This window comes from Desulfarculus baarsii DSM 2075 (genome assembly GCF_000143965.1).
GTDB classification, from domain to species: Bacteria; Desulfobacterota; Desulfarculia; order Desulfarculales; family Desulfarculaceae; genus Desulfarculus; species Desulfarculus baarsii.
On record NC_014365.1, the window covers coordinates 77627 to 90856 of the forward strand.

Below are 13230 nucleotides of genomic sequence, written 5' to 3' on the forward strand. Positions count from 1 at the left end.
TAGATTATTTAACCAACAACGCGTGGCGGCCCGCCGGGGCCGTCGCCATCGACCATTATTTTCGCCCTTGCGAGGGGGAGGACGCCGCCGTGCTGAAAAAGACTCTGACGCTATTCGCCGCCGCCATGCTGGCCATCATCTGCCTGGCCACCGCCTCGCCGGCCCAAGACGCCGCGGCCCTGGTCAAACAGGGCGACGAGGCCTGGGCCCAGCGCATGGACGTGGCCAAGGCCCAGGAAGCCGCCAACCTCTACGAGCAGGCCCTGGCCGCCGACGCCAAATGCTATGAAGCCGCCTGGAAGTTGGCCCGCGCCTACTACCGCGTCGGTGAAAAGGGCCCCAAGGACGCCCAGGAGGCCACCTTCGAGAAGTCGGTCAACGCGGCCAAAAAAGCCACCGAAATCAACCCCGATGACCCCATGGGCCACTACTGGCTGGGCGTGGCCTACGGCAAGTACGGCTCGGCCAAGGGCATCACCAAGAGCCTGAGCCTGGTCGATCCCATCAAGGAAGAGATGAACTTCGTCATCTCCAAGGATCCCAAGTTCGAGCAGGGCGGCCCCCAGCGCGTGCTGGGCCGGCTCTACTTCAAGCTGCCCGGCCTGTTCGGCGGCGATAACGACAAGGCCATCGAGTACCTGCAAGAGGCGGTCAAGATCGGCCCCAACTACTACCTCAACCAGGTCTACCTGGCCGAGGCCCTGGCCGAGGATGGCCAGGACGACAAGGCCAAGGCCATGCTCCAGGAAGTCATCGCCGCCCAGGCCCCGGCGGGCATGGAGCCCGAAATGGCCGACTGGAAGGCCGAGGCCCAGAAGGTGCTCGACGACATGTAACCAGCCGCCAAGGTTGGCTTTTATCGCACGGCCGGCTCTCTCGCGGGGGTCGGCCGCGCACTTTGAGGCCGCTGCACGGTGAAACATGAATTCCCCCGTGCGGCGCTCTCACTTTTGGAGGAGACCTTGCGCAAACCCGTGGTCGATATCGGCCGCTGCACCCTCTGCGAGGGCTGCCTGGCCGTCTGCCCGCAAGTGTTTGAACTAAATCCGGTCATGGGCTACATTGAAGTCCGCGAGTTGGACCACTACCCCGAGGACGCCGTCCAGGAGGCCATCAACATCTGCCCGGCAAAGTGCCTCGCCTGGCTGGAGGAATAACCATGCGGCAATGGAAATGCACCGTCTGCGGCCACCTGCACCAGGGCAAGTATCCGCCCGAAAACTGCCCCAAGTGCGGCGCGGACATCAACCGCTTCATCTTGTTGGAAGAACTGCCCGAGGCCCTGGAAAAGATGCTGCGCGAGGCCTTTGCCGGCGAGTCCAAGGCCCACATGCGCAACCTGTCCTACGCCAAGGTGGCCGTCGACGAGGGCTATCCCCAGATCGCCGCGCTCTTCCGGGCCGTGGCCGAGGCCGAACGCGTCCACGCCGCCGAGTATCTGCTGTTTTTGCAGGGCGTGGCCGGCACGACCGAGGAAAACCTCAAGCAGGCCTTCGAGAGCGAATCGTCGGCCGAACAAAGCTATTACCCGCCGATCATCCAAGAGGCCTTCGCCCAAAAACGCGACGACGTGGCCTACGCCATGGTGCGGGCCCGCGACGTGGAGCAGCGCCACGCCCAGCTCTACAAAGAGGCCCTCAACGCCATGGTCAACGACCGCCAGGTGGAATATCACGTCTGCCAGGTCTGCGGCTATGTCTTCGAAAACCAGCCGCCCGACGAGTGCCCCGTCTGCCGCGCCCCCCGCGCCCAGTTCAAAAAGACGGGCTGACGGACCAAGGCCAACGCGCCGCTATCCATATTCCGCCTCCGACTGCCGACGCGACAACAGTGAGGCGGGGGCGAGTCGCCCCAGGCTAGAAGGCCAGCAACGCGGCCAACCTGGCGCGGACCTCGTCCACCACGCTTGACGGGGCCGCGCCGGCCTTGACGGCCTTCCTGGCCCGCCAGTCCAGGATTTTGACGTGATCGGACAAGACAACGCCCCGAACCTTGCCGTCCTCGGGCAAGGCCACCTCGAAGGGATAGCCCTTGACGTGGCTGGTCACGGGGCAAGCGATGGCCAATCCGGTTTTTTGGTTGTAAGCCAATGGCGAGAGGATCAGCGCCGGCCGCCGGCCGGCCTGCTCGCCGCCGGCCTGGGGATCGAACTCCAGCCAGACCAGATCGCCGGCGGCGGGCGCGTAGGGCTGGCTCACCAAACCTCACCGCCCTGGGCCGGGCCCCAATCCGCCTCGCCATGCAGGTTATCGGGGGTGATCGCGCCGAGCAGGTCGTCCAAGTCGTGCTGGGGGCGCGTGGGGATGATGATGACCGAGCCGTCCTGACCGGCGGAGATCGTCACGTTGTCACCGGCCTTCAGGCCCGCCTGGCGGACAATCTGCAACGGCAGGCGCACGGCCAGGCTATGGCCCCATTTGGCGACCTTGTTGGGCATGGCCTCTCCTCCGTTATTGGATATACAAAGTATATCTTGACGGGCCGGCAAACACAAGGCCCGGCCGCCAGGGAAAGGCGGGTCAGTCGGCCTGGCGTTGCTGGGCAAAGGCGTGGCTGATGCGCGCGGCCAGTTCACCGTGGGCCACCGGTTCGCCGGCCAGTTTGCGCAGCGAAGGCAAGGTGATGGAGTGCTGGCTGCGCTGGCGCTGGTCCAGCGTTTTGGTGGGCAGCACGAAAAAGCGCCACTGGGCCAGATCCAGCGGATCGACGGCGGATTTGTCCTGGCAGGTCAGCAGGCAAAAGACATGGACATCGGCCAGGCGGCGGGGCTCGGCCGCCGTCTGGTTGGTGAGCGGATCCCAGGGGCGGGTCTTGGGCACGCGAAAGATTATGTCCGAGAGCTTTTTCTGGGCCCAGCTCTGCACGTAGGCAGCCGATTTGACCTCGATGCGCGCGCCCTCGGGGCTTTGCAGGTCATAGGCCGTCCATTCCTGGCGCGCGCCGGCGGCGCAACCCACGGCCAGGGCCACCAGCCATTCGGCCAAAACGCCGCGCATGGCGTTGCTGACCAAGTCTGAGGCGCTCCAGCGCCAAAAATCGGCCAGCGTGACGCCCAAACTCCGGCCTCGGTCGTGCAGGGGCTCGTCGCCCGAGCGCGGTCGCGCCTGGATGGGCTCCAGACCGTTCATCACGGGCGCTCGTGGTCGTCTGCGACGCTGACGGCCAGCCAGCGGCCCGGCCGCCACAAAAGCCACAGCGCCGGCAGCATGAAGCCCACATCGCGGGCCGCCGCCGAGAGCCCGGCCTGGTGGCCGTCGCTCTGGCCGGGGAAACAGCCGCAGTCATAGCCCGCGCCAATGGCCCAGGCATAGATCATCAGCCCCGTGAACATGGCCAGAAGCCCCACCGACCACAGCGCCGCCACCCGCGTCCACAGGCCCAGCAGCAGCATCAGCCCCACGAAGAACTCCAGCCAGGCCAACAGCACGCTGCCCGCGTTGACCAAAACCACCGGCAGCACCTCGTAGCGGCCCACCGAAAGGGCGAAATCGGCCGGATGCCACACCTTGTCGTAGCTGGCGTAGAGAAACAGCCAGGCCAGAAACAGCCGGCAGCCCAGGCTGATCAGCTCGGGGAAAACCGCTTTCATTGAGCCGCCCTCCGCCGCTGGCGCACGGGCAGGCCGGCCTCGCGCCACTGTTCGAAGTCGGCCTCCATGACATAGACATCATTCATGCCGTCCTGGCGCAGGGCCTGGGCCACCCAGGCGTCGGGCCGGCGGCTCTGGCTGCGGCCATAGACCACCACGGCCGGGGCCTTGGCCAGCACGCCAGCCAACAGGCCGCGCATTTGGTCCCACTCCTCGCGGTATAGATTGACCGCCCCGCGCACCTGGGCCAACTTGAAATCGCCGGGGTCGCGGGCGTCGACGAACAACGCGCCGCGTTTGTGCATGGCCGCGGCCTGCTCCAGGCTGACGGCCCGCCACAGGGGCTCGGACAGTTCGGGCGGCAGCCAGCCCACGCCCTGGGGCATGAGCAGGTTGAAGGCCAGGCCGGCCGCTGCCGCCAGCGCCAGCACCGCAAGCGCCCGGCAAACGAGTTTTTTGAGGTCAAAAGCCAAGGCCGCGCCTCCCGCGATGTGAGTCGCCGCCAAGGGTAGCGCGGCCAGGGCCGCTCCGCAAGCGACATTGGTCGTGCTAGAATGATCGCCAGATGCCGGCGCGGGTCGTCGGCGTGAGGCAATACTTTTTTGCGCCGCTGGCAACGGAGAATAAATGAGCGATATTCTGGCGATTTATGGCAGCCCGCGCCGACGGGGCAACACGGCGGCCGTCTTGGCCCGGGCCGTGGCCGGCGCGCGCGAGGGCGGGGCCATGGTCGAGGAAGTGGTGCTGCGCGACTTGAAAATCTCGCCGTGCCTGGAGATTTATGGCTGCAAAAACAATGGCCGCTGCGTGATCAACGACGACTTTCAGTCCTTGGTCGACAAGCTCGCGGCCTGCCAGGGCCTGATGCTGGCCTCGCCGATGATGTTCTACGCCGTCAGCGGCCACGTCAAAGCGATGATGGACCGCTGTCAATCGCTGTGGGTCAAAAAATATTGGCTGGAGCGGCGGCCCTTTGGTCAACTAGACCCGACCAAGGCCGGGCTGTTTGTCTCGGTGGGGGCGACCACGGGCAAAAAGCTCTTTGACGGCGCGCTGTTATCGGTTAAATACTTCATGGATACGCTGGATATGCCCCTGTGGCGGAGCCTGCTCTATCGCGGCCTGGACCACGAGGGCGAGGCCGCCGCCCGGCCCGAGATCATGGCCGAGGCCCACGCCGCCGGCCTGGAGATGGCCCAAATGCTCTCGGAGCGCGCGGCGGGCTTGCCTGGATGATCAAAATCTGTTTACTATGATCTATCGGCGGGTTAGCCAACAGCCCGCCACGGAGCAGGCCCATGACCCTCGACCAGCCGCCGCGGCCCAAAGCGCCGCTCGACGAACGCGACCTGCGCGCCCGCCTGGACGATATCCGCCTGGTGCTGCTGGAGTTGGAAGGCACGGCCACCGACGGCGCGGTGAGCTTCGCGCCCGATGGCGGCCAGAGCCTGCGCTTTTGCCGGGCCGACATGATCGGCCTGGCCAACATCGTCGCCGCCGGCTACAAGGTCGTGGGCCTGGCGCGGCGGGGCCTGCCGGCGGCCGAGGCCTTTTGCCGGGCGGCCGGCGTCGATTTTCTGGCCCACGACGGCGACAAGGGCGATCTGATCCAGTTCATCGGCCTGGAGCGCGGGGCCAAGCCCTTTCAGACGCTCTATTTTGGCGCGGACATGGACGACCTGGAGGTCATGTTCCAGGCCGGGGTGGCCGTCTGTCCGGCCCAGGCCTCGCCCTGGCTGCGCGCGGCGGCCCAGGTCGTCACCCAGGCCGCCGGCGGGGCCGGGGCCGTGCGCGAGCTCTGCGACCTGCTGCTGCGCGAGCACTCCCTGCATCTGGAGTAGGCATGTTCACCTCCGACAAACCGACCAACTACGAAAAGGTCTATCAGGAGCTGATCCCCCGCCTGGCCGCCGCCGACTTGGCCGGCAACGCCGCCGCCCTGGGCCTGGAGCGCCAGGGCGAAGATGTCATTGCCCCGGTTTTCGGCCGGCGCTTCATCGTCGGCGCCGCTGGCGTGCGCCAGGCCGACGGCCAGCCTGGCGGGATGATCCATCGCATCGCCCTGGCCTATTACCTGACCCACGGCGGCAACGGCCAGCCGGCCGGCCGTTTCGCGCCCTACCGCGAGTTGCCCGGCGGGGCCGACTTCGCCCGCAGCCTCGGCCAGATCGTCGACGCCCGCATCGCCCAGAGTTTTTCCGGCCGAACGGCGACGCTGGAGGCGGCCTGCCTGGCCCTCGGCGGGCGGGGGTTGGCCGGCCAAGAAATTAGCTGCGACGTGGGCCACGTGTTCGAGGCGCTGCCCAAGATTCCGATGATGCTGACATTTTATGACGCCGACGACGAGTTCCCCGCCGAAGCCAAGGTTTTTTACGACGCCGCCGCGCCCAATTTCCTAGACTTGGAGTGTCTGGCCAGCCTGGGCATGATCCTGGCCCTGGAGCTGGAGCGGGCCGCCGAGGCCTTGGGCTAGGCGCGATGCGGTTGTTGTTGCACATCTGCTGCGCGCCGTGCGCGATCATGCCCGTGGCCGATCTGCGCGCCCGCGGCGTGGAGCCGATGGGCCTGGCCTTCAACCCCAACGTGCAGCCCTATGTCGAGAGCGCCAGGCGCCAGGCCACCCTGGAGCAGTGGGCCGCCGCGCAAGAGCTGCGTCTGATCGTCCAGGATGAATACGACCCGGAGTCCTGGCTGCGGGCGGTGGCTTGGCGCGAGCACGAACGCTGCCGCTTGTGCTATCATCAGAGATTGACCCGGGCGGCCCAGGTGGCCAAAAAGGGCGGTTTCGAGGCCTTTGGCACGACGCTTTTGTACTCGGTGCGCCAAAAGCACGAACTCATCGCCCAGGTCGGGCGGCAGGTGGCCGCCGAGCGGGGGGTGGAGTTTTTCTATTGCGACTGGCGGCCGCTCTGGCGCGAGGGCGTGGCCCAAAGCCTGGCCCAAAAGCTCTACCGCCAGCCCTACTGCGGGTGCATCTATTCCGAACGCGACAGGTTTCTGGGCCCGCCCAAGGCCGGCCGGCCCGGCGGCAAGCGCATTTCTTGACGAAAGGTGAGGCCATGGCCGCGAACACCCCCCCGGAGATCATCCTGGAGCTCAGCGGCGGACAGCTGACCATCCGCACGGCCGAAGCCATCTACCGCGTGGTGGTGGCCGCGTCCCCGCAGCCGCTCCAGGAACAGACGGCCCTGCCCGCCGCCTCCGCCGCCCCGCCGACCAAGGCCCTGGCCGAGGCCCCGGCCCCGGCCGACGATGACTGGGGCGTCTTCGACTTGGACGGCCCAGCCGAGCCCGCCCAGCCCATCGACGGCAGCAAGGTCCAGCCCACCTTCGACCCTCGGCTGGAGCAAGGCCCCGGCGCGGCCTACTACCGCGACCTCAGCCACGACATGTACCGCGAGATCGGCGCGCTGGCCCGCCGCCTGAGCATGTCCATCCGCGACGTGCGCCACGTCAACATCGACAACGTCGACCTGACCTCCACCGGCCGCCAGTTGGAAATGGCCAAGGACGAACTGCAAGACGTGGTCAAGATGACCGAACAGGCCACCATGCGCATCATGGACCTGGGCGAGGACATCCAGCAGGCCGTGGGCCAGACCAAAAGCATCATGGAGCGCCTGGCCCCGGTGGCCGCCGATTGCGTGACGCCCGGCGACGACGACCAACAGCGCCAGGCCCGCCAGCGCCTGGCCGAGGCCCTGCAAGGCCTCAGCGCCTTCGTGGGTTCGCTGGCCGAAAATCCCCTGGACCAACTGGCGCGCCAGGCCAACGAACTGATCGAGCAGGCCCAGGCCGCCCCGCCGGCCCAGCAGCCCGCCGCCCCTCCGCCCGCGCCCAACGGGCCGTATTACCAGTTTCCCCTGGACTTGGTCTTCCAGACCGTCTACGAGCTGTGCACCAACGAGGCGGTCAAAAAACACATCAAGGGCATGTGGGACGCCGCGGCGGAGTTCTCCCAGGAGCAGATCGAGGCCGAGATGAACAAGCTCGCCCCGGCCCAGCCCGACGGCGACAACTTCCTCAACCTCGACCTGAAGGCAGTCCTGCGCGTGCTGTTCCAGGCCACGGCCAACGAGCGCTTTCAGGGCGTGCTGAAAAAAATGGCCCAGACCAGCGACCAGATCTTTTTGGAGCAGACCCTGCCCCTGGAGGCCATGCCCGGCCAGGCCCCGGCCCCGGCGGCCGCGCCCGAGACCCCGCCGGCCCCCGCCGCCGGCCCCACGCCCCAGGTGCTGGCCGGCCTGGAAAATCTGGCCCAGGCCCTGCAAACCGCCGCCGCGGGCCTCAACCCGCCACCGCTGCCCGACGACCTGGAGCAGTTGCTGGAGCAGGCCCTCGACGAACAACCAGATTCGTGCAACATCGTCGACCCCGACCTGCTGCGCCAGCTCCACGCCGCCGAGGAACACATCAGCGTCTCGGTCAACTCGATCATCGAATCGCTGAGCTTCCAGGATCTTTCAGGCCAGATCATCTATCGCATCGTGCGGCTGCTTTCCGACTTCCAGGTGCAGCTTTTGGCCATGGTCGTCAGCTTCGGCTCCAAACTCAAGGCCAGGGAGGCCAACGAACGCATCACCGTCGACCAGAGCGAAAAGCTGGCCCAGGAGGAGGTCGACCGCGTGCTTTCGACGATCAAGACCCCGGTCGCCGAGAAAGGCGACGATCAAGACCCCGGCGATGGCTCCAAGCTCGACCAGGACGCCATCAACGACATGCTGGCCAGCATGGGTTTCTAGCCGCGCCAACCTCCGCCCCGAAAAGCAACGAGCCCCCGACCGTTTGACGCAACGGCCAGGGGCTCGATGATTTTTCCGGGCCGACGCGGCTAGCGGCGGGGCAGCAGGCGCCGATCGGCCGGCGGGGCCGGCGACGGGGCGGCGGCGCTCTCGACGTGGCCACCGCCGACGATGCCCACCAGCTCTTGCACGAAGCCCTGCATGGCCTCGGCCTGCGAGTGCATCTCGACCGAGGCGCTGGCCGACTCCTCGGCCATGGCCGCCACGCGCTGGGTCACCACGTCCATGGTGCCGGCGGCGCTGCTGATCTGGCTCAGGCCCTGGGTCTGTTCGCTGCTGGCCGCGGCGATCTCACCCACCAGTTCGACAACCTTGGCCGAACCGGTGGCCACTTCGCCAAAGGCCTCGTTGACCATGCTCACCAACTCCGCGCCGCCCTTGATCTTGCTCACCGAGCCCTCGATGAGCGCGGTGGTGTTTTTGGCCGCCTCGGCGGCGCGCATGGCCAGGTTGCGCACCTCGTCGGCCACCACGGCGAAGCCCGCCCCGGCCTCGCCGGCCCGAGCCGCCTCCACGGCGGCGTTCAAGGCCAGGAGGTTTGTCTGGAAGGCGATCTCGTCGATGGTCTTGATGATCTTGGAGGTCTCCTCGCTGCTGCGGCGGATGTCATCCATGGAGGTGGTCAGCTTGCCCATGGTCGCGGAGGCCCGGTCCACCGAGGCGCGGGCGTCGCGGGCCAGGATGTTGGCCTGGCTGGCGTTGTCGGCGTTCTGGGCGGTCATGGACGAAAGCTCCTCGAGGCTGGCCGTGGTCTCCTCCAGCGAGGCGGCCTGTTCGGAAGCGCCCTCGGCCAGTTGCTGGCTGCTGGAGCTGACCTGGCTGGAGGCCGCGCCGACTTGATCAGCCGCGGCGGTCAGCCCGACGATGACCCGCTGGATGGGCCTGGTCACCGACACGCCAAAGACCCACACCGCCGCCACGCCCAGGCCCAGGCAGACCAGGCCGATGACGGCCATGCCCAGGCCGTTTTCGCGCACGGCGGCCATGAACTCGGCCTCGTCCTGGGTGACGATGACGCACCAGTTGGTCAGCGGCACCTGGGCGAAGCCGGCGATCTTGGGCACGCCCTTGTAAACATAGGACTCCACGCCGCTCTGCCGGGCCAGAACGCGCTCATTGAGGCGCTCCATGCCTTTGATGTCGCTGAGCACGGCGTCCATGACCAGATCGGCCACGCGGTGGGCGATAACCAAGCCGTCCTTGTTGACCATGAAGGGATAGCCGGTCTGGCCCATGCGCACGTTGGTGAGGTTTTTGTTCCAAAACTCCATGCCGATGGCCGCGGCCGTCACGCCGACCACCTTGCCGGATTGTCCCATGACCGGCACGGCGATGAGCATCACGGGCTTGTTGGTCTTTTTGTCGAGGACGATCTCGCCGGCCGCGACCTTGCCGGTCAGGGCCTCCTTCAGGTAGGCCCGGTCGCCCACGTTGAGGCCCTTGTAGCCGCCGCCCACGCCGTCGGCGATGATGTCGCCCTTGACGTTGGTCACGAAGATGGTGGCGTAATCCTGGCCAACGGTCTTGATGAAGCTTGCCAGCTTGCGGTCCAACTCCTTAACGTCGGCGTCGGCCGCGCCGACGTGGTTCTTTTCGGCCACGGCGATGGTGGTGTTGCCCACGGCCACCTCGCGGATCAACCGCGACTCCATCTCCATATAGGTGTTGGCCATGTCGGCCAGGCGTTGGGCCGTGGACAGGGCGTTTTCCTCGGCGTTGGCGGTCAGGGCCTTGGATGAGGCGACATAGGAATAGACGCCCACGATCAACAGCGGCAATGACACCAAAATGACGCCACCCAAAATGAGCTTGGTTTTCAGAGTCATGAAGATTCTCCATGCGATGTTTTTAGCGGGCGTCGTGGCCCGCTTGGCATGCCTTTGTCGCGCATCTCATCTATAAGACACGGCAATGCCTTTGTTTTGAATTGACTTGTCGCGGGCAGGCTTCCGCGCGTCAAGCGCGCAAGGCAATTCTTCGCGTCGACTTTTCACAGGGGGTGACTCAATTATAGCGCAGCCGCGAAAACTGGCCATATACAATGTAAAAAGCCAATGTGATTTAGTTGTCGCGCCCGGAAAAAAGCGGCAACGCACGATGACAATGGATAGTTTGTTCGGCATCGCCGTTTTTTCGGGACGCAACAACTTCAGCGCCCAGGCTAAAAGCGGGCGCGTGGCGTTAAGGCGCGGCAAAAGTTCGGGCCATTGAACATATGTGACCGGCGATATCTTCTTCGTCTTATCGGCGGGCCTTGTCTTTTTCTTTAGCCATCATTGTCGCGCGGGGAAAAAAAACGGCCCTCTGCCACGGCCACGTCCTGGCCGCTTTTGGGCCGGGAGGGAACACCTCGCGCGGCCAGGGCCGGGGCGGGCCTAGAGCCGGCCCCGCGCCCAGGCGGCGATCTGGGCGGCGGGCATGGCCCCGCTGACGCGCGCCGCCTCGCGCCCGCCCTTGAACAGGATCATCGTGGGGATGGAGCTGACGCCAAAACGGGCGGCCATGGCCTGATTGGCCTGGGTGTCCAGCTTGGCCAGGCGCGCCGCCGGCCACAAAAGCCCCGCCGCCTCGGCGAAGGCCGGGGCCATCGACCGGCACGGCCCGCACCATGGGGCCCAGAAATCGACCAAAAGCGGCAGATCGTCACCAGCCAGCATGCGCTCCAGGCCCGGCCCGTCCAGTTCGACGGGCTTGGCCTCCAGCAGGCGGCCCTTGCAGCGGCCGCAGGCCGGGTTTTCGGCCAGGCGCGCGGCCGGCGCGCGGTTCTTGGCCCCACAGTGGGGGCAGAGCAGTTGCACGTTGCTTTCCATGGGTCTGGCCTCCGGTTATAAAAAACAAACGCGCCGGGCGAACATCGTCTTCTTTTTGAAGATATGTCCGCCCGGCGCGCTTGGCCAGGGGGCCGGATCGTTTGGCCGGCGTTCAGGCGGTGACGCCGCGCTCCTCAAAAGGCATGGTCAGTTCGTAGACGCCACCCTCCAGCCGCGCCTTGACCGCCAGGCCGCTGCGCTCGAAAACCTTCATCATGCCGGTGTTGTTGGCCAGCACGTCGGCCGTGAAGCCCTTGAGGCCACGCTTGCGGGCCGCCGAGAGCAGCAGCTTGAACATGTAGGAGGCCAGGCCGCGGCCCTGGTATTGCTCGTCGACGACAAAGGCCACGTCGGCGTAGGGCTTGTCGGGGTGGCGCACGTAGCGGGCCTCGCCGATGATGTGGCCCTGGCCAGCCGGCCCCACCAGGGCCACGATGGAGACAGTCTTGCGGTAATCGACGTTGACGTACTCTTGCATCTTGGCGTGGGGCATGGACTTGATGGGGCTGAAATAACGGTAGTAGACCGCCTGGTCGGAGAACCGGTAGAACAGTCGGCGCATCTCTTCCTCGTCGGAGGGCCGGATGGCCCGAAAACGCACCACCAGGTTGTCCTTGAAGGTGTGGGTCTCGTTGAACTCCACCGGATAGAGGTGGGCCGATTCGGCCAGGAATATCTGGTCCTTGTAGATGATGTTGGCGGCCTTGGCCCGCTCGACCAAAGACGGGCGATCATCGGGGTGGGCGATGTCGATCATGGCCTGGGCCCGTTCGCGGACGCTGCGGCCCAACAGGTTGGCGCAGCCGTACTCGGTGACGACCATGTCCACCGATTCGCGCATGTTGAACAGATTGGGCAGGCCGTCGACGCTCAGCAGCACGTTGGGCTCGCCCTTGAGGTTGCGGCTGGGCATGGCGAAGATCGTCCGCCCGCCGGGCGAAAGCTCGGCGCCGTTGATGAAGTCGTTGGCCTCGCCCATCTCGGCGGCCACGTTGCCCTTGCCCACGTGCAGGGCGATGCGCCCGCTGAGATCGACCTTGCGCCCGGCGAAGACGGCCACGAAGTTGCGGTTTTTGCCGATCTCCACCGGGTCGAAGACCTTGTCCACGCCCTGGAAATCCACCAGCGGGTTGCGGTCCAGCCAGGCCATCAGCTCCTTGGTGCCCAAGGCGTAGGAGGTCAGGCAACGGCCCTTGAAGGCTTGCTTGAAGCGGTTGGTCACCGCCCCGCTCTTGACCAGGTCCATCAGCGGGTCGGTGAAAAAGGGCGAATGCACGCCCAGATTCTTTTTGCGCGCCAGGTGCTTGGCCAAGGATTCGTAGAGCGGACCCATGGTGAAGCCGATGCACGAGCCGTCCTCGATGACCGACGAGACGTTTTCGGCCACCTGGTCGAAGACGGCGTCAGTGGGCCAGCGGTTGAAGTAGATCGGCTCCTGGTTGCTTTCGATGAGGATGTCGAAGTCGCTCAGCGGCACGAAGGTGTCGCCGTAGGTCATGGGCACGCGGTCGTTGATCTCGCCGATGACCACGCTGGCCCGCTCCATGGCCATGCGGGCCACGTCCACGGCCATGCCCATCGAGCAATAGCCGGCCTCGTTGGGCGGGGTGATCTGCACCACCGCCGCGTCGATGCGGATGCGCCCGGCGCGCAGCAGTTGGGGTATCTTGGCGAAACGGCTAGGTATCAGGTCCACCTGGCCGTTGGCGATGGGCTCGGAGGCCACCCAACCCGAGAAAAACGTGCGCAGGCGGAACTTGTGGGCGCTGAGCCGGTTGGGCGTGACCGCGTCGCCGAAGCTGACCAGTTGCACCAGCTCCAGGTCTTGGACGTTGGAGGCGTCGCTTTGCAACAGCGTGTTGACAAAGGTGCGCGGCTCGGCCACGCCGGTGCTGAGGAAAACGCTCATGCCCGGCTCCAGGCGCTTGAGGGCCTCGGCCGGAGGCGTGGTCTTGGACCGCCAGTCGTCTTTTTGCCTGCGCAACAACATAGTTTCAACCTCCGGCGGCCAGGCCGCAAGCATTCCAGA

General features: G+C 66.1%; 16 protein-coding genes. 8 read left to right on the forward strand and 8 right to left on the reverse strand.

Annotation, left to right across the window (positions count from 1 at the left end; all coding sequences use genetic code 11):
- Nucleotides 1–89: 89 nt before the first annotated feature.
- The 3 genes from DEBA_RS00340 (at nucleotide 90) to DEBA_RS00350 (ending at nucleotide 1771) form a co-directional block, all read left to right on the forward strand.
- Nucleotides 90–836 carry a tetratricopeptide repeat protein gene (locus DEBA_RS00340; RefSeq protein WP_013256904.1) on the forward strand — a complete coding sequence of 249 codons (747 nt, stop codon included), beginning with the start codon at nucleotides 90–92 and terminating at the stop codon, nucleotides 834–836.
- 126 nt (nucleotides 837–962) lie between these two features.
- Nucleotides 963–1157, forward strand: a complete 195-nt coding sequence (locus DEBA_RS00345; protein WP_043814783.1) for a ferredoxin — start codon at nucleotides 963–965, stop codon at nucleotides 1155–1157.
- 2 nt (nucleotides 1158–1159) lie between these two features.
- Nucleotides 1160–1771: a rubredoxin-like domain-containing protein gene (locus DEBA_RS00350; protein ID WP_013256906.1), complete on the forward strand. Its 612-nt coding sequence runs from the start codon at nucleotides 1160–1162 to the stop codon at nucleotides 1769–1771.
- 85 nt (nucleotides 1772–1856) lie between these two features.
- On the opposite strand, the gene mazF is transcribed toward DEBA_RS00350, so the two are convergent.
- The 5 genes from mazF to DEBA_RS00375 all read right to left on the reverse strand — a co-directional run bounded on the left by mazF (nucleotide 1857) and on the right by DEBA_RS00375 (nucleotide 4062).
- Nucleotides 1857–2198 carry an endoribonuclease MazF gene (mazF, locus tag DEBA_RS00355; RefSeq protein WP_013256907.1) on the reverse strand — a complete coding sequence of 114 codons (342 nt, stop codon included), beginning with the start codon at nucleotides 2196–2198 and terminating at the stop codon, nucleotides 1857–1859.
- Nucleotides 2195–2437 (reverse strand): AbrB/MazE/SpoVT family DNA-binding domain-containing protein, encoded by a 243-nt coding sequence (locus tag DEBA_RS00360; RefSeq protein WP_013256908.1) that lies wholly within the window; start codon nucleotides 2435–2437, stop codon nucleotides 2195–2197. Before DEBA_RS00360 ends, mazF begins: the two co-directional genes overlap by 4 nt.
- 82 nt (nucleotides 2438–2519) lie before the next feature.
- Nucleotides 2520–3128, reverse strand: coding sequence for a hypothetical protein (locus tag DEBA_RS00365; RefSeq protein WP_013256909.1), 609 nt, complete (start codon nucleotides 3126–3128; stop codon nucleotides 2520–2522).
- Nucleotides 3128–3589 carry a MauE/DoxX family redox-associated membrane protein gene (locus DEBA_RS00370; protein ID WP_013256910.1) on the reverse strand — a complete coding sequence of 154 codons (462 nt, stop codon included), beginning with the start codon at nucleotides 3587–3589 and terminating at the stop codon, nucleotides 3128–3130. The genes DEBA_RS00365 and DEBA_RS00370 overlap by 1 nt, the downstream gene beginning before the upstream one ends.
- On the reverse strand, nucleotides 3586–4062 hold the full coding sequence (locus tag DEBA_RS00375) for a rhodanese-like domain-containing protein (protein ID WP_013256911.1): 477 nt from the start codon (nucleotides 4060–4062) through the stop codon (nucleotides 3586–3588). The genes DEBA_RS00370 and DEBA_RS00375 overlap by 4 nt, the downstream gene beginning before the upstream one ends.
- 154 nt (nucleotides 4063–4216) lie before the next feature.
- Between DEBA_RS00375 and DEBA_RS00380 the strand changes: the two genes are divergently transcribed.
- The 5 genes from DEBA_RS00380 to DEBA_RS00400 all read left to right on the forward strand — a co-directional run bounded on the left by DEBA_RS00380 (nucleotide 4217) and on the right by DEBA_RS00400 (nucleotide 8331).
- On the forward strand, nucleotides 4217–4825 hold the full coding sequence (locus DEBA_RS00380) for a flavodoxin family protein (protein WP_013256912.1): 609 nt from the start codon (nucleotides 4217–4219) through the stop codon (nucleotides 4823–4825).
- 62 nt (nucleotides 4826–4887) lie between these two features.
- On the forward strand, nucleotides 4888–5430 hold the full coding sequence (locus DEBA_RS18825) for a KdsC family phosphatase (RefSeq protein ID WP_013256913.1): 543 nt from the start codon (nucleotides 4888–4890) through the stop codon (nucleotides 5428–5430).
- Between the two features lie 2 nt (nucleotides 5431–5432).
- The gene (locus tag DEBA_RS16555; RefSeq protein ID WP_013256914.1) at nucleotides 5433–6062 is read left to right on the forward strand and encodes a DUF3786 domain-containing protein; all 630 of its coding nucleotides are present in this window, start codon (nucleotides 5433–5435) and stop codon (nucleotides 6060–6062) included.
- 5 nt (nucleotides 6063–6067) lie between these two features.
- A complete protein-coding gene (locus DEBA_RS00395; protein WP_013256915.1) occupies nucleotides 6068–6634 on the forward strand; it encodes an epoxyqueuosine reductase QueH in 567 nt (188 codons plus the stop codon).
- A 14-nt stretch (nucleotides 6635–6648) separates the two neighbouring features.
- On the forward strand, nucleotides 6649–8331 hold the full coding sequence (locus tag DEBA_RS00400) for a protein phosphatase CheZ (protein ID WP_013256916.1): 1683 nt from the start codon (nucleotides 6649–6651) through the stop codon (nucleotides 8329–8331).
- 89 nt (nucleotides 8332–8420) lie between these two features.
- Here DEBA_RS00400 and DEBA_RS18245 read toward each other — a convergent pair whose 3' ends face one another.
- From DEBA_RS18245 to DEBA_RS00415, 3 genes are all read right to left on the reverse strand, one after another.
- A complete protein-coding gene (locus DEBA_RS18245) occupies nucleotides 8421–10217 on the reverse strand; it encodes a methyl-accepting chemotaxis protein (RefSeq protein ID WP_013256917.1) in 1797 nt (598 codons plus the stop codon).
- Nucleotides 10218–10766: 549 nt separating this feature from the next.
- The gene (gene trxC / locus DEBA_RS00410) at nucleotides 10767–11201 is read right to left on the reverse strand and encodes a thioredoxin TrxC (RefSeq protein WP_013256918.1); all 435 of its coding nucleotides are present in this window, start codon (nucleotides 11199–11201) and stop codon (nucleotides 10767–10769) included.
- 112 nt (nucleotides 11202–11313) lie between these two features.
- A complete protein-coding gene (locus DEBA_RS00415) occupies nucleotides 11314–13191 on the reverse strand; it encodes a GNAT family N-acetyltransferase (RefSeq protein ID WP_013256919.1) in 1878 nt (625 codons plus the stop codon).
- Nucleotides 13192–13230: the final 39 nt, after the last annotated feature.